Source organism: Collinsella aerofaciens (assembly GCF_019131995.1).
GTDB lineage: Bacteria > Actinomycetota > Coriobacteriia > Coriobacteriales > Coriobacteriaceae > Collinsella > Collinsella aerofaciens_S.
The window spans coordinates 1-17,556 of record NZ_JAHONA010000038.1 but is presented as its reverse complement, the minus strand read 5'-3'; the positions used below and the strand labels follow the sequence as shown (position 1 = coordinate 17,556).

Sequence of the window (17,556 nt, the reverse complement as noted above, 5' to 3'; positions counted from 1 at the left end):
TGTCGTAGACCGGCAGCAGCTGCTTGGAGGTCACGAGCGTGAGCGGGTACAGGCGGGTGCCGGACCCGCCGGCGAGGATGATGCCTTTCATAACATAACTCCTTAATAATAAAGCAGCCAAACATTGCATACTTGCGGCAACGTTAACTTAAAGGTCTACGTTGCCGCAAGTATGCATCCATCAAATTAAAACTATAGTATCAGTCATATAGGTGAACGACTTTATCCGTCAGTTTTGACCAGTCCCTCTCCTCCGCAGTCTTCAATCCCCCGCCATACAGCGTCTCACGAAGACCGCGATCATTAACGATGCGATTAATGCAGCTCACCGCAGCATCAATATCTCCACGGCCGTAAAGCAAGCAATTCGATCCATCGCGAAGGAACTCTGCGTTACCTCCATTGGGAACAGCAACAACAAAGCCGCCGGTCGCCATCATCTCCAACGGGGGATATGAAAAACTTTCGAGAATGCTTGTCTTCAATAAAATATGACACTGGTTATAGATGTCTGATATTTGATCATGCGGCACTCTACCGAGGAAATTATCGATACGGTACCAAGGCTTCTTTTTACCAGTGTAGCTCATATACCAAATCTCATATCTTTCAGAGTCAAGCCTTTCCACTACCCTGAAAGCTTCATCAACATTTTTATAATCCGAACCGCAATCCCCCTCAATAAGTATCCGAATTTTAGGCATAGAGAAATCACGCTCAGAATGAGGGAACGAGGCAAGGTCGAGTCCATTCGGAACCGACTTACAATTCTGACCAAACCTATCATGAAGCCATTCCTCGCACCAAGGCGAGATCGTCAGGTAGTCAATATCGTTATTTAAATAAGTAGAATTCGCCTGAAGACGCAGCCTATCTCCTGGAAGATAAAAATCAGTCTCCAGGTTCTGAACCAAGTACTTTTTCTTACCAATACGTGGATAGCGTTTAACAAAATCAAGAGTATCCCAAAGGGTTGCAACCGCAGTATCAATTGCACCCGACAAAGGGCATTTATCGAGTTTGCCACTTGGAACGACGCGATTAAGAACAGGAATACGATGTCCGAAAACTTCAAGCCACTTTGTTGAATCGTCGGTATTAAGTATTAATACATCAACACCAGCGTCCTGAAGAATGCACAGGTGCCTAAGGGCGACTAAGACACCACCGCTAGTATTCACGCTCGGCATGACCATTCCGAGATTGGGAGATTGTTCTTTTACAATAATATCTCGGATTGCTTTAGCAGCCGAAACAGTAGTGCAGTGCTCATGGCAGTATAAATATGCAGATTCGCCGACGCTCTTCCTAAGATCAGAATCTAATATCAGACGATTGAGGACAGCACACCAGTCCTCAACACCATCGCAGAGAAATCCAGTAACGCCATCCTGAATCATCTTCTTAAAGGCGCCAACATTGCTAGCAACCGTAGGAACCTTAACAAGCGATGATTCAATCCATTTATTCTCGGATTTAGCTCGATTGAATAGAGTGTTCTCCAAAGGAGCGATATTGATATCACAGGAAGCAATATAATTTGGAAGCCGACGCCAATCGCAAAATGGGAACGTGACAATACGTTCGGAAAATGGCATCAAGTCATCAGGAACATCGAGTTCCCCGCCCACCATCAAGGTGACGTTGTGATGAGTCTCCATTACCTTAGATAATGCTGGGAGCACTAAATTGAAATCTGCATTATGGGTAATGCTTCCGCTAAAATAGCCGATTCTGATTTCCTGAGTTTTCTGTTTTTCATCCCTACGCTCAACCGCTCGCTTGTAGGGAACCCTATCCTCAGGCAAGACGCTTGAGCTTTGCAAGCTGGGGAGTACATCTCGACGATAGATAGCAATATTCGAATAATCAATCATCGATTCAGATGCTACATTTCTATTTATATAAACCCTGGGAACATATTTTTTTAGTTCTTCCGCCATCCCCTCAGTAGTAGTGATAGCGCAATCGCAAAGCTTCAGTGTTTCACCCATTCGCCTGACTCCATCGTCATAGCAAGACTTATCATGAGCAGTCATTGCATTAACGAACGGAATAGAATCGGTATAAGCAGTGTCGATAACCAAATCATCAATGTCATAAATAACACGCTTATTGAGTTTTTTTGCCTGCCTAATTAAAGATTCAACTTCATCACTTAGGGGACAACGGAAAATAATAAAAGTACGCGCATGCCTAAGAATATCCTTTTCCATCTCCCAGGCATTAACCTTTTGGACCGTTAAGCCGGCAGCCTCAAGTTCCTCAATCTGATGATCGACACGGTACCTAATAGGATGCGGAACGGAATAATCACATCCATTAATAAAAATAACATCAAAAAAAGAATTGTCTTGGCGAGAGCCAAAATCAAATCGAGGCCTATGCATTGAGAGTACATGGGAGACCTTCTTGGGGACGTTATAAAAGCCCTCTTCTTTAACGGTGTAACCAATGCCCTCAAGAAGGTTCAACATGAAACACTAACTCCTAAAACGCAGAAAGAATTGAAATAAAGTCAACAAATAGAATAGTACTCATTATCAATGAAGAACCAAGCAAGACATGTCCTTCAGAACTTGATTTTATCGGTCTCAAGATATTCAACAGAACCGGAAGGACCAGTGGGAATAAATATCGTCCTTGGACCCCCATGATAATATCTTCACGCTTATCAACAGTAAGAGTCCAGTTCCTCATCGTCATAACAATCAGGAAGAAATTGACGAATACAACAGCAATCATTACAAAGCGATCCGTACTGCAGAATAATTTTTTATTATTCTCATCGTTATAAAACAGAACAACGGACTGAAGAATGATGTAAAGCCAAAAACAAAATGGCCAAACATTAATCGAAAGAGCGCCAAGATTGTAACCTGCATAGGATTGAAACCAGAATGGCCCCATCTCCCAAATAGACTTAATAAAGACCTTTGCGCAATGCAGCGGCGCTCGCATCAAATCAAAAGAATCTGGCATGAAACTACCATGATAAAGAGACACGAACGCACAGCTCGCAACAAAAGCTATCGCAAAGAAGGAAAAGATGAACTTTATATAGCTGTCTGTTCCTTTAAGTTTTTTCCAGTGAATAAGATTCAAGAGTACCAACGGGAAAAACATTATCTTTGAAAGAAGCAGTAAAACGGATAGCAGTATTAACGCCAGCAGAGATCGATATGAGTACAACGAGTCCGCATAAATCTTAACAACTACAGCAACGTACAAAATGGCAACAATGTTTGCGACAGAATCAGCCGAAACAGACGCTTCCTGCTGCAATAAAATGGGATTTAGTAAAAAAATCAAAACAGCATTTTTACCAACTGGCATCAGTTTGATTATCCAATAAGCCGCGAAGCAATATATTAATCCAGCGCACACGCGCGAAACTGAAAGGGCCACAAAGGCATTGGAACCCGTTTGCTGCGCAAATCCTAGAATTACTCCCGGAATTAAATAAAGATGAGGGTAATAGCTCCCCAAATACGTATGGCACACAAAGACGCTAGACCAATCGGTAGGCTGAGTCATTGCATTAAAATAATCTGCGTACGATGAAGGAAACTGACCCAATTGGAAGCAAGAGACAACATCAAAGCCATTGCCGTTACGAGACAATAAGGCGGCCGCCTGCCAAATATGAGAAGCCTCGTCTGGAACATTAGCGGGCAGCATGAAAAGGCCAAAAGCAGTTACAGCGGGCACACCAATCACCACAAAGCAAATTGCGGGATTGTGCTGCTCTTTAATTAATAATAGGACACCAACGAACAAGCAGGCGATTAAGGGCAGAGCCGAGAGCCATAGCCCAGGCAATCCGATAGCGCTGGCTTTAAAGGCGCAATAGTAGAAAAATCCCAAGCAAAGAGAGAGTGCAGCTATAAGTGGATAAACGATAAACGTCAGAGCTTTTCGATAACTATCAGATAGTTTCAGATGACCAGTAAAGGTATCTAGATTCATAACTCTACAACTCCGTCTCGATAAATGTTCAACTTACGCCGGCATTGTTGCAGCGTCATAAAGAATTGCTTCTCATGCTAAGCGAATACAGGCTACAGACTATTGGAGCAAACCACTTGGGCCAGAATTTTTGAAGCATAGTTTCATCCTCCGACCTCCTTGTATCATCTTTAATCAACGCCGTGGTCTCAGAGCCTTCATGAATTCGATGAAACATTAAAACCTCGGGAGAATAAACGAAAGATCCGTCGATTTTCGAGAATCTTTCCCATGCCTCCCAGTCCAAGTCACATTTCATGTCTGTCATAAATAACGGTGTCTGTAAGATGCTTAGATTAAATGTCACAGAAGGACAGCAGATGGCGGAACCGAACCTCAGGATATCCCTTTTATCCTTAACCGATGAAAGAGCGCCGTGGCGAGCAAACTTACGAAGTAAAAATCTCTTAATTTTCAGAATAAGGAGCTTTTCTTCATATACGCCATTTCTTATCTCACCATAATTAGAAAAGAAGATTAAAGGTCGATCCGCTTCTTTCATAGCCCGCAGCATAGTTTCCGTATAACTAGAGCTATAGATATCATCCTGATGAGCTATAGTCACAAGCTTTGTATTTGAATTCGCAATAGCACAATTCCAGTCATGAGATATGCTAGGCGACCCCTCGTTAACAATTACCGGAATCGAATAATTAGACGCTATACGATCAATATAGGAATTAGGAGTTGACGTCGATATAAGGATATTACTTCGGGTGCTTTGGTCCACTAAAGAATCTAAACAGTCAGACAAGTACGGAGACTCGCCGTATGCGCACAATACAAATGTATGATCTTTTGCCAAGCACATGGCATTACTCCCTATTTTTTGATTCAAGCTCTTTTTCAAGCAATGCAATTCGTTGAGTTAAGTTAGCAATTGCAGAAGATTGTTTACTTGACAGACATGCCATAGAAAGAACAATGCATATCAAAAATAAAAACCCTAAGACAAAAACAAAATTGGCTGGAGTCTGAAAACCAAATAAACTTGAAATGAAGTAAAGAGGTTGCGGAAAGAGGCCGCATACCAACAAAACCAATGCAAGAACAATCCAAAGAAGTGAATACTTGAGCTGAAGGCTATCCTTTAATACAAGACGCAGCACAAAACAAAGCAAAACTAAACAAGCAGTAATGACACCAAACTGTAAGGAAATATGCATAACAACCCGTCCTAATTCGAGAATGAAGAGATGATAATCGCCAAAGTAACCTTTATCATGTAATAAATGCTACTAAAACCAGAAATTGACGACTTTCCCCCCTGTCGTTCTTTCATTACGACAGGCACTTCTGTAACGCGAAGGCCCTTAACCATAGCCGCAACAGCAGAATCCGGCTCCGGATAGTCTACGGGATATTTTTTACAGAACAGATCTATGGCCTTAGATCCACATGCGCGAAAACCAGAAGTGGGGTCGCTAACACGAACGTGAGTTGTAAGATGAATTACCGCAGAGAGCCATCTAATTCCAAAACGCCTCAAGAAGGTTGACTTGAAGCCTTCAGATTCCTCAAGAAATCGCGATCCGATAACTAAATCAGACCCATTATTTATTTCATCAAGCAAGCGCGATATGTAATGGGCGTCATGCTGCCCATCACCATCAACTTGGATGTCTACATCATAGCCAAAGCGTTTGGCATATTTGTGTCCGGCTTGAACCGCGCCTCCAATGCCAAGATTCTGCGGTAAATCCAGGACATTAACCCCCGCATCGCGACAAACACGCAAAGTGTCATCAGTGGAGCCATCGTTAATAACTACATAATCGTATCCAGCTTCCTCCACAGAAGAAACCGTATCTAAAATGTTCGCCTCTTCATTAAAAGCTGGGATGATAACCAGCGCTCTTAATTCATGCATCATCTGAATCCTCAGTACAAAATATCAATCAAACAGCCCAAGTCGAACTGAAAAACCCTATCGAAACAAGGAGAGCGAATTTACAGTTCGGATGTGACAGATTGCTTCGCCTTCCGATTTAATAGGTTAATTATACAAAGGAAGGAAAATAATAATCCAAAACCGTATGCCACCAAGATAATGATATTGATGACATTTGCATCAGAAGCAAATACCGGATTCACAAAACAATAACGAGAAAGAAACACGGCCAACGCTAACGAAGCGGCACCAGAAATCGTGCCAATAATCGGTTTCCCAAATGCAATAAAGACATCAATAGTGAAAAAGTTCAAACCAGTGAATGCGGTAGCAACGAGTGCCAACGGAAGATAATCTGAGTGAAGGCCAACTTCTTTGCCATAAATAGCAGTAAGCACAGGTTCGCCTATGAAAGCACTAGCCATGGCACACATCGCCGTCAAAACGAATACGGAAACGAGCATCTTAATAAATACTAAGCGTAATCGGTGAGTTTCGTTTTCTCGCCACATTGCCGAAATAGGTCCAAGCAGGGGGGCATATAGATAAGATACGAGAGCCTGAATTACGGCAGTCGGAGTGGCAACGGCGGCATAAAAACCCAACGCCTCATTTCCATAGGAAAGGCCATAGAACTGTCTTGTTACGCTAACAACAGCCGTGCACGCAAGAGATGCAACAAAACCGGGAAAGCAGATACGCGACAATTTGATAAGGGAAGTAAAATCAAAATCAGGTATAACGGCACAAAACCGTTTTGTCATTCTAAAATCATATATAAGCACAACAGCTATGGTAACAAAAGCCATTGAAGCAACGGCTATTACCAAGTTATCAAATAGCAACAAGCACAACGAAAAGGAGACTAGAACTCCTACGCCACGAACTATTTGAGAGATAGCCGCAATGTCCAATCTGTTGTTTACCTGATCCACACCGTGAAGAACATCGACAAATGAATCACCAGCTTTAAATAGGCAATAAACAGCAACAACTGCCCAATCGTTGAATGCAACAGAGACTAAACAATAGAAGAAGCAAATTACACAGGCAAGTATTGTTGCAACGATTCTATGAGCGATAAAATTCCCAGTCGTAAAATCAGAATAGCTCTCAGAAACCTGAACGGGGCGCGCTCTAAGCAAAACAATGGTCGCAAAAATATTACCAACAGACATAGCCACAGCAAGGCTACCAGACATGCTAATGTCGGAACCAAGTGTCACCACAAGAACAGTAATCAGCCAGTTGCAAATCAAATACGCCATCGAGCCGACGCTGTTCCAAACAAGACTCTGCTCAACAGAGAGTTCTTTCGTTTTTCTATTAGACACAATCACTCCAGCAGTGGATCATCAGGCCTTGTTGAATAAAAACAAAACGCGAAGAAGTAAATCAGAAATCAAAGTAGGTCGCAGACGCTTTGGGAAAAATGCTTTCCTAAGTCTTGAAATAATCCCATCATCATTGGTGAAAATATCAAGCTCATGTTTCTGCTCAAAACTAAGCTCATCATAAAACACCGCAGAAAAATGGCTTAACTTTTTACTCTCATCTTTCGATCTATCACCAAATAGCTCGTCCTTAAAATAGGTCTTTAAAAGATCAAAATAACGATTATCTCCAGACGTGACCGCAGAGGAATGACGAACATGTGAAGCCGTACAGACGGAATCAAACAATACCTTTCCAAATGCCGAAGCACACCGAATCAGCCAGCGATCATGCATTTCATTCCCTGGATCTACCTCAAGAATAAAGGCCCTGCAGGCAAGGCGATTAAATACTATCGTGAAGCCTAGTCCGGGAGTATAAAACAAGGTGTTATGAAAAGAGAGGTACTTGTCCTGCGGAGCCGACTCGCGTATCGTCTCGCCATCTTCGTTTACATATGAAAAGGAAGAAAAGTAGACAGTCGGCACCTTGTCTCCACTATTTTCAATTGCCCTGACTGCCCGTTCAATTTTATCGGTCTTCCAAATATCATCCTGATCGGCAAATGCATAGTAGTCATATTCGGGAACCCGTTTGATAATTTCATAAAAACTATTTGGGCACCCAAGATTACCGATTGAATCTTGAATTAAATGAATGCTGGAGTTTGACCGACAGTACCATTGTGCAATTTCAACAGTTTCATCCGTTGAACCATCATCACGAATATAGACGGAGCAATTAGGCCAAGTTTGCTCCAAGATACTATCAAGCTGTTTGGCCAAATACTTTCCGCCGTTATATGTGGGTAAAACAATGCAAACAGACTTGTCTTTGATTTTATCCATAATCCTATTTATTTCTTTGCGAGGCACGATATTTAAGAAATGCGGGAATCAACCCGCTGATCACTTTATAACGAAGCTGAGGAAAAGGCCTGGTTAGGAAATTAAAAGTCCGCCAAGCAAGAAAATAAACGCCCCAACCATCTTCATCTTTCGCGTCCTTCCAGAACGTTTCTGATAAATAAAAGTGATACTCATTATTGAAGCGATGAGTATTCCCCCGCCGCCATGGCCTCTCTTCGCCGAGATAATGGACAACGATGGGCTTCGATCTTGCGGTATTAAAACTGTTTTCATCCGAAAAGCCCGGCATTAACGAGTTTAAGAATATAAACGGATAGTAGTCAAAGATATTGGAATAATTGAACGCAGGGGATAAACTGCAAATCTTATCTTTAAGTACTGCATTTAGAGCATCTTGATCATTCGCAAACAAGCGTCCTGAGCGGCGCTCGCAATAATCCAATAATTGATCTTCGCAACAAGTTGATCTCCATTGCTTTAAATCAACGAGCAACACGCCAGCATTGTGGTACAGACAGCCATTTAAGTCTAAATCATTAAGTCGAGATGGACCGACCGTTGGCTCGGGAACCATTCCAACCACGCAACCCTTAAGATCTTGATTCCAAAGAAGAGCAATATCCCCAAGAACAATCGTATCGCCATCGAGGTAAATAACTCTTTCGATCTCATTAGGTAGAAAATGTGCCATCAAAAGCCTAGCAAGAACTATTTCATTCCATCCCGATGTATCAAAATCAAACCCGAGAGCATCTTTGAAGTTCGAAATATCATAAAATACAAGGTTTTGGTTGTATTCGGTCACCATCTCCTGGAGCAAACGCTGGTTATCCTCTGCAATGCCATTAGAGAAGACATGAAAAGTAATGTCTTGAATACCGGAATGATTTGAAACAACCGAGCAAATATTGGCGGCCAACTGTGGGACAAAATTGTTATCAACCGTATAAAGCAAATTCATGATTACCAAACTTCACCTTAATTCACCCAATAGAAATTAATGATGACGACTTAATGAAAGAGGCCGAAACGAAATCCTTACACAAAGGATAAAGTCTAGCACGGTTTGTCTCTTTCAAATAACTTGCAACTAAGGAGGGTGAATTGAGGGGACTACAACCCCATCAATTCACCCCCACTTCATTAGCGTTGGTATATAGGCAAATTGGATCTATATTTAGCTTTTCTCAACCAGCCTAACCTCAAGCGCTTCTAGATGCAGAGCCTCACCAGTTGTACCGGCACACTCGCCCGATTTAACCCAGTCTAGCCAACCTTTGCTTTGAACGTGTGCCCTATAGACAACGTCATAATGCTTGGCAAGATCTCCCGTCAGTTTTATTTCAACAGCCTCAACAGCAAGAGACTTCCCCGTAGTACCGGCAACCTTTCCATTTTTGACCCACTTTTGCCAGCCGATATTTTGAACGTGAGCTCGATACTCGATGCCGCCGGAATACCCTAGGTCAGGCTTGCTAATCGTCAACGCCTCAACAGCAAGATTTCGGCCAGTTGTGCCAACGGTCATGCCTTCGTAAACAGGCGACTGCCAACCAAGGTTTGAAACATGTGCCTTGATTGAAAACGCTCTCTGAATAGAGGGCTGACTCGTATCCCCAGGAGCGGGCGAACCCTTTTCGACCAAAACGACCTGAAATGCCTCTAGCCTCAAAACGAAACCGGTCGTTCCGGCAACTTGATCATTGCAGGCCCAACCGAGCCATCCCTTATCCTGAACGTGAGCTCGATAATAAACGTCATAGTGATTGGCCATCTCACCAGTCAGGCGAATCTGAATAGCCTGGACAGACTTGCTCTGGCCCGTAGTACCAGAAACTTTCCCCTCCTTCACATAGCCCTGCCAGCCATAATCGGAAACATGTGTCCTGTACTCCAATGCACCATCATAGGGAGCATTCTGCAGATTGAGAGTAATAGCCTCGACGGCTTTTGACTGCCCAACGGTACCGGAAGCATTTCCACCCTTAGAGGCCGATTGCCAGCCGTCATTTGAAACATGCGAAGTTGCCAAGACGTCAAGAGGGCCTCGTGACACCTTAACAACATCATAGCCCGACTCGCCCTTCTTGAAATAAGTCAGAGCACCGCTATTGTGCGAATAGATAGCAAAGTCGTAATTTGCCGAAGCAAGTATGGAATCCGAAAACTCTACGAGATAGCAAGAGTCTCCCTGTTTGCAAAGGGATCTGATAGAAGCATCCGTGTCTTCGGTAATCGGAGAAGCAAACCAATCCATAATGGAATAATCGATGACGGCACCCGGCTTCAAGGCCTCGGCCTTTGTGGAATTCCAAAGTCCACCAGCAGCATCGGCACTGGCCGAGTTATACGTACTAGACCCATAACCAGACAGACCGATCTCCGGATTAAAGAAGAGGATCAGCTCTGCAGCGACGGAAGAATCGACATCGGTAATGCCAAGACGGTCAAGCTGTTCCTGCTTTTGGGGATACATACCCGTCGGTGTGTTTGGATGCCCCTTGTAATAATACAAATAGTCATCGCCATAGATAACTTCGGTCAAGTTGGCATAGTCGTCAAAATTCTGCTCGTAAGAAACGTACGTTCCAAGCAGCATCATTACCTTTTTGCCCTGCTGAGTCGCCGCATCAAAATAGCCATCGTTAAAGTTGTACAGCGCCTTAAACGCTTGGACTGTATCCTCTCCCCTATTCTGCAGGCTCGTAAGCATGCCCGAAACATTCACCTTCTTAACGCCGGGATCGGACGCGATCTTATTCGCAAAGGCATTATCGTCACCACTCGTAAACAGATTCGTTCGAGTCATCCACCACTGAGTGCCAGGCTCAATACTCAGCACGGCATACATAGAATCCCAGTGATCGTGATAATCGCTATACGACTTTGAGACCTCACCGGTTTCGTATTCCTTATTCTTGGCGGCGTTCCATAAAATAATCAGCTCCGCTTGCTTAGAATCTGGATCCTTAACGTCAAAGGCTTCGTTGGTAAAGACATACGTGGCGGATCCATCGGACAACAGCCGAATGGAGTATTGGCCTGCGGGAATCTTGTTGGCGTAAATCATCCTATGGATCAACGAACAGGTGATGTCATTGATATACAGATTGAACTTTGCCTTGGGATTGATCTTGTAGAGAGCAGCGACATAATCCGCGAACGCCTGATAGCTCGAACTAGAAGCATTCTCCTCATGAGTCAGATACGGAAGACCGTACATCCCGAATGGAAGCGAGTTCCAGTTATAGGCACTTGGACGATCGAGCATTACAATTGACGGAACGGTCGTTCCAGCAGAAGAGGTACTGATATCCCAGAAAGATAGCGAATAGAGAACAACGGGGAAAGAAGCACTCAAAGGGGCAAGGTTGTACTCACTCGCAGAAATGCCAATTGACTGATGGTCCTCTTGAACGATGTTTCCGTTCTTCAAATACTGCAACGTAACGTCAAACGGACCATAATCGCTAAATTCAATTTCACTGGAGCTAGAGCCCAGATCTCCGAGTGCAATCGTGCTTGAGACGGAACGGGTGACCCTCCCTCCATACGACATGGAGCCTGCCACCTTTATCGAATCAGCGATCCCGAGTCGTTTTATATCCTCGATCTGCGGAATATTCAGGGTTACTTTAGTCGTCTCCCCAACCTGAGAAAGAGAGCAATTAAAGACATATGGGACATAGGCACCAGCAGTATCGCCGGGCGCCGCGTCACCCTTTTTTACAATGACGATCTGTATTGCTTCAACGGCATAAGACCAACCGGTGGTTCCCGCAGTCGACCCATTTGAAGTCCATCCAAGCCAGCCGAAATTAGAAGCATGAACGCGATAATACAGGTCATAAGAAGCCGCCCTGTTGCCCGTCAGCTTGAGCTCGACGGCTTCAATCTGAAGGCCCTTTCCCGTTGTGCCGGAGACGGCTCCATTAGAAACCCAATCCTGCCAGCCTTCATTTTGAACATGAGAGCGGTATTCGATACCAAGGTCTTCTGAATTAGGGAGGGAAACCCTGAGTGCTTCAAGCCTACGGGACTGGCCTGTTGTGCCAGAGATCGAGCCATTCGATGTAAACGTCGGCTCCCAACCAATGCCTGAAATGTGAGATTTATAGCTGACGTCCGGGGCCGCCTCTTTGGGCTCCACGGTAGCATCAATCGAAGGCGCCGTTTCATCGGCTACAGCAGCAGTTTGATCCGAGGGGTCGGATTGGGTCTCTGGAACGGATTCATATTCGTTGGAACCAACATTTTGATCTGCCCAACAAGCCAAAGGGCTCAAAAGCAGCATCGTCATGAAGCAGGAAATCAGAACAATAAATGCTCTAAATTGCCTTTTCAAAAGAATCGCCTCCTAGATAGACGGTCGTCAATAACCATACTATCGGGAGTTAGCTTCATTAATGTCACCAATTAGGTGAACGAAGAAAAAGGAGCCTAATCCAACGGCAAGGGCCCTTTCCTGTTGCCAAGACTACGGCAACAGGAAAGGGCCCTCTAACAAGCTCTCACCGCTTACGGGAATAGTTAGTAGATTACCACCTTGGTAGCAAGGGGCACGTTATCCCAAATCCATTTAGCGCGATCAATGGGCAAACGCACGCAGCCTTGTGAAACATGCATTCCCATTCGGCTGTCCATGGGATTAAAAGTTCCCTGGTAGTACGGTATTGAATGGAACAGATAGTCACCGTAAAACTGCGTGTAGTAGTAGCAGGTATACCCATGTCCAAACGAGTAGCCCTTGCCGGTGACGGTATACTCACCCGTAGGCGTTGGAGTACTAGGGGCGCCGGTAGAGCAAGTCCAGTATTGAGCGTAACTCCACGACCCGCGCTGTCCACGAAAAACTCCAAGGCGGCATGCTTGCCTGTCAACCATAATGAGCCAGCTTGTGCTGCTCGAATATCTATTAGCTCGATTAAGCATAGTCATCATATCTGCCGGCAACAAGGGCTGGTCAGTAAACGGACGCGCAGTAGAACCGGGAGCACCAGCGCCCTTGGGAACAATCTTCACTTGAACAGACTCGACTCTGCAGCCTATCCTAGACGTACCCGCAGGCTGCCCATTTGAGGTCCAGTCGAGCCACCCAAAGTCTTGGCAATATGCTCGATACCAAACATCAAAGTAGTTCGATAAATCACCGGTCAACTTAATCTTAAGAGCCTCGATACGCTTTGCGCTGCCTACTGTGCCAGCGACATTCCCATTGGAAGTCCAACCTTGCCAGCCCACATCCTGTACATGGGCGGAGTACTCAATACCGCCCGATACGCTACTGGAGACATTCAACTTCAGCGCCTCAATAGCAAGCGATCTGCCGGTTGTGCCCGCAACACCACCGTTGCCAACGGGATTCATCCAACCAAGCGTGGCGACATGCGCCTGGAGTGTTAGAGCTGGAGCAGAGATAAATGCGGGCGCAGACGATGAGCCAGGATTCCCGCCCTTCGCGACAAGCTTAATTTGGACAGCCTCTATCTGGATATTTAACCCGGTAGTTCCAGCGGAATCGCCGTTTTTGGCCCAACCCAACCAACCATAACCAGCCGAATGAACTCGATAGAAAATGTCATACTGATTCGCCAGGGGACCATTTATGCGCAGTTCAAGAGCCTGAATGGCCAACCCTTGTCCAACGGTCCCAACATAACCGGCAGACCGCCATTCCTGCCAACCAATATTGGCAACATGGGCTCGTGCCTCAATAAGAGAGCCATCATCCACACCGGCCAGCGACACATTCAGAGCTTGAAGCGAAAGCGATTTTCCCGTTGTGCCGGCATCCTGCCCATCTAAAACAGATGGAGACCACCCACGATTAGCGGAATGGGTCTGATAAACAACATGAGTGCAATCGGCGGAAGTATCGGAAACAAACGCTCCGTCCGTTACTCCGGGCGCGCCACTGCCTTTACCGATAATCTTTACTTCGACAGCCTTAAGAAATGAACCCGGTATCGTTGCTCCCGCATCCGCGCCATTACACGCCCAACCAAGCCATCCTTTTTTGGAGTCAAAACACCGATACCAAACGTCATAGGCATTAGACAAATCACCAGTAAGAGTCAATCTCACAGCCTTTAAAACACGCCCATCGTTTTTAGAGGTAAGCGCAGCACCGTCAGAAACAACGCCGCTCCATCCATTAAATTCATAGCAGCCTGAATAACCGATTGAACCTGAAGTCTCTTGATTATCAAACGAGATAGAAAGCGAGGTCAAAGGTTCAGAGCCACTCTCAGAACCCATTAAAATCGTTTTACCTTGCACAGTGCCCAAGCTATTGCCATTAAGGCTATACGAACTGCCACTCAGAACATCCGTAGCTCCAATGAAATGGTTCAACGTATCGCCGGGAGCAGAGCCGCCCTTTTCAACCAACAAAACCTGAATACCCTGAATGGCAGCACCTTTCCCCACCGAGCCCGCAGGAGACCCATTGGACGTCCAGCCCAGCCATCCGCCCAATTTGGGAGCATACACACGGTACCAAATGTCGTAAGTTGCAGATATCTCGTCATTCAGCTTAAACTGAACGGCCTCAATGGACCGAGACTGCCCGGTCGTGCCAACAGTACCTGAAGACCAGCTTTGCCAACCAATGCCAGAGACGTGCGCGCGAGAGGAAATAGAGCCTCCGTGGCCATACCAATTAACACTAAGCGACAGTCCCTCAATTGCATTTGTTGAGTCAATGACCCCCGATGTCTTTCCGTTCGCGACAACACCCATCCATCCAACATTGGAGACATGAGATCGATAGGAAACGGTAGGCGGTTCCTGGGAATGGTCCCTAAAGGCATCGCCTCGCGCTGGCGCATCTTGAGCATTTTTTGGAAGCACCTTTATCTGAATAGCTTCGACCTGATAAGCATAGCCCTGTGTTCCAGCAGGCTCACCATTCGAGGCCCAGCCAAGCCAACCAACATTTGCAGAATGAACGCGATACCAAATGTCATACGATTCAGAAAGACCGCCCGACAAAGATAGCTTGATCGCCTCGATGGCTCGCGACTGTCCAACTGTTCCAGATGTCTGCCCGTTACCCACCGGCTGAGACTCCCAGCCGATCCCGGAAATATGAGATTGGACCGAAATGCTGTCACTCCCCAAAGGGGTGCCATCTTGTGAAAGCAGATTGATCTTTAGGGCTTCGACGCGCTTAGCACGACCTGTTGTACCAGCCGTCATTCCATTTGAAACGGGAGTTTGCCAGCCAATATCCTGTACATGAGTCTGGTATGAAACAGAGCCAAAGACAGCGGATACATCATTTTCGGGTTTCGGCGAATCAGTCGCATTGGAAGCAGACTCGCTAGAAACGGATGAGGGTGAATCATTGTCTGGCACAGTCGACTGCTCGACTTCAGCCCCCTGTTGTTCGTCATTTAAGACGAAGTCCTCGTCTTCTGAGCTGCCGGCGGCATTAACGGAATAATCAGTAGATTTCGACTGTACCGGTAAAGAATCAGCCCAGACAGAAAGGGGCGTCAGAAGACACTGAAGAATCAGTAATGGCGTCATTGCCGTTGCTAGCAGTCGTTGCGTCTTTTTCATTCGACTCCCCCATCAATCGACCATCTTTAGCATCATTATTTATCGTTTCGGCAATTGCTTAAATAACGAAAACGTGAATGGCACTTAAATAGAAACGAACGGACCGTTGCAAAACGGCCCGTTCGTTTTAACCAGAGTAACTGCTAAAACCCGTGCGAAAACATGACTTTCGATCAGCTATGCAAGCGGCACGTTGTCATACCAACCCCACTTTGGCTTATATGAGGTGGAATAATAATCCAGCCAGTACGCCATATCGAGCGTCCTGATCTGACCGACATTATCCATAACCTGGTTATTGCCAATATAGAGACAAACGTGACCGTAAATGCTGCCCATGCGGGTATGCGTATGCGAAGGAACGGCAATGACCATTCCGACTTTCAGCTGAGAATAGTCGGTGAATTTACAATAATCCCAGTAGTAATCGCAGGCATCTGTATGGACGTTCCTAAATCCGGCACGCTCGTAGATATCTGCAATCCACTCGGAGCACAATCCCGGGCCAGGAGACGGTACCTGTCGGGCAAGATCAACAATCTTCTTCTGCATAGGATTTGCAAACGCAGAAGGCTGCCCAAGCAAACATGGCGAAACGGTGCTCCCGGGGGCATTGGCGCCCTTCCTTGTAAGTCGAACTTGAACAGCTTGGACATGCGTCCCATAGCCAGTGCTACCGGCAACGGCACCATTTTTAGTCCAACCAAGCCAGCCGACATTATCGACATGGACCCTATACCAAACATCAAAATAGGTTGCTAAGTCACCAGAAAGAGAAATTTTAATAGCCTCAACCGAATTAGATTCAGCGGTAGACGAAAGCTGCTCCCCGTTTGTCTTGCCAGAAGTCCAGCCTACATTCGAAAGATGCAGTTGATAAGCAATCCCGCCGGCAACAGATGAAGTAGTTTTAGCCGAAAACCCGGTGATGGGAATTCCCTGACCGGTCGTACCGGACACCTCTCCGGCAGGGACATAATTCTGCCAAGCACCTTTCACCTGAGCGGAATACGTCACCGTAGGTATTTCAAGATGGGGATAGCCCGATGTATCAGGATGGGAGGTACCCTTCTTAATGAGCTTAATCTGAACAGCCTCGAGAGAGCATGACATACCGGTGGTGCCGGCCTCCTCGCCGTCCTTGGCCCAGGCCATCCAGCCGATGTTGGAGGCGTGCACGCGGTAGTAGACGTCGTAGTCCTTGGCGAGGGAGCCCGTGAGCCTCAGGCGCACGGCCTCGACGGCGCGGCCCTGGCCGGTGGTGCCGCCCTCGGAGGCCGAGGGGGTGTCCCAGCCCTGCCAGCCGACGCCCGAGACGTGGGCGTCGATCTGGACGCACGAGCCGTCTGAGTAGTCGGAACTGTCGAGCGAGAGCTTGAGGTCCTCGAGGGCGAGGCCGCGGCCGGTGGTGCCGGCGGTCGCCCCGTCGGACACGGCGCCCTGCCAGCCAACGTTGGAGACGTGGGCGCGGTAGGTCAGGGACATGGGCTTCTTCTTGAAGGCGTAGTCGACGTTGGCCCCGTCGGACGAGGGGGCGGCGTCGCCCTTCTTGACGAGCCTGATCTGGACGGCCTCGACGCTCCTGCCGAAGCCCGTGGTGCCGGCCTCCTCGCCGTCCTTGGCCCAGGCCATCCAGCCGATGTTGGAGGCGTGCACGCGGTAGTAGACGTCGTAGTCCTTGGCGAGGGAGCCCGTGAGCCTCAGGCGCACGGCCTCGACGGCGCGGCCCTGACCGGTGGTGCCGCCCTCGGAGGCCGAGGGGGTGTCCCAGCCCTGCCAGCCGACGCC

General features: G+C 46.6%; 11 protein-coding genes and 1 pseudogene. All 12 read right to left on the bottom strand.

Translation table 11 applies throughout. The features are described 5' to 3' along the window. Positions 1 to 91 (bottom strand): sugar phosphate nucleotidyltransferase (locus KSY82_RS09380; protein ID WP_254881796.1); only part of this gene is annotated, 91 nt, incomplete at its 3' end. Positions 92 to 200: 109 nt separating this feature from the next. After that, positions 201 to 2,477, bottom strand: a complete 2,277-nt coding sequence (locus KSY82_RS09375; protein ID WP_217751032.1) for a glycosyltransferase — start codon at positions 2,475 to 2,477, stop codon at positions 201 to 203. Between the two features lie 13 nt (positions 2,478 to 2,490). Further along, positions 2,491 to 3,969 (bottom strand): DUF2142 domain-containing protein, encoded by a 1,479-nt coding sequence (locus tag KSY82_RS09370; protein ID WP_217751031.1) that lies wholly within the window; start codon positions 3,967 to 3,969, stop codon positions 2,491 to 2,493. 55 nt (positions 3,970 to 4,024) lie between these two features. Continuing rightward, positions 4,025 to 4,819: a glycosyltransferase family A protein gene (locus tag KSY82_RS09365; RefSeq protein WP_217751030.1), complete on the bottom strand. Its 795-nt coding sequence runs from the start codon at positions 4,817 to 4,819 to the stop codon at positions 4,025 to 4,027. A gap of 4 nt (positions 4,820 to 4,823) precedes the next feature. After that, on the bottom strand, positions 4,824 to 5,174 hold the full coding sequence (locus tag KSY82_RS09360; RefSeq protein ID WP_082222966.1) for a DUF2304 domain-containing protein: 351 nt from the start codon (positions 5,172 to 5,174) through the stop codon (positions 4,824 to 4,826). An 11-nt stretch (positions 5,175 to 5,185) separates the two neighbouring features. Continuing rightward, on the bottom strand, positions 5,186 to 5,881 hold the full coding sequence (locus tag KSY82_RS09355; RefSeq protein ID WP_217751029.1) for a glycosyltransferase family 2 protein: 696 nt from the start codon (positions 5,879 to 5,881) through the stop codon (positions 5,186 to 5,188). A 77-nt stretch (positions 5,882 to 5,958) separates the two neighbouring features. Beyond that, positions 5,959 to 7,233, bottom strand: coding sequence for a lipopolysaccharide biosynthesis protein (locus tag KSY82_RS09350; RefSeq protein ID WP_217751028.1), 1,275 nt, complete (start codon positions 7,231 to 7,233; stop codon positions 5,959 to 5,961). A 21-nt stretch (positions 7,234 to 7,254) separates the two neighbouring features. Continuing rightward, on the bottom strand, positions 7,255 to 8,181 hold the full coding sequence (locus KSY82_RS09345) for a glycosyltransferase family 2 protein (protein WP_006236225.1): 927 nt from the start codon (positions 8,179 to 8,181) through the stop codon (positions 7,255 to 7,257). A 4-nt stretch (positions 8,182 to 8,185) separates the two neighbouring features. Continuing rightward, the gene (locus KSY82_RS09340) at positions 8,186 to 9,163 is read right to left on the bottom strand and encodes a glycosyltransferase family 8 protein (RefSeq protein ID WP_254881798.1); all 978 of its coding nucleotides are present in this window, start codon (positions 9,161 to 9,163) and stop codon (positions 8,186 to 8,188) included. 216 nt (positions 9,164 to 9,379) lie between these two features. Further along, positions 9,380 to 12,547, bottom strand: coding sequence for a hypothetical protein (locus tag KSY82_RS09335; protein ID WP_217751026.1), 3,168 nt, complete (start codon positions 12,545 to 12,547; stop codon positions 9,380 to 9,382). A gap of 185 nt (positions 12,548 to 12,732) precedes the next feature. Then, positions 12,733 to 15,768: a L,D-transpeptidase family protein gene (locus tag KSY82_RS09330; protein WP_217751025.1), complete on the bottom strand. Its 3,036-nt coding sequence runs from the start codon at positions 15,766 to 15,768 to the stop codon at positions 12,733 to 12,735. Between the two features lie 177 nt (positions 15,769 to 15,945). Further along, positions 15,946 to 17,556: pseudogene (locus tag KSY82_RS09325) on the bottom strand (hypothetical protein); the annotation flags it as partial.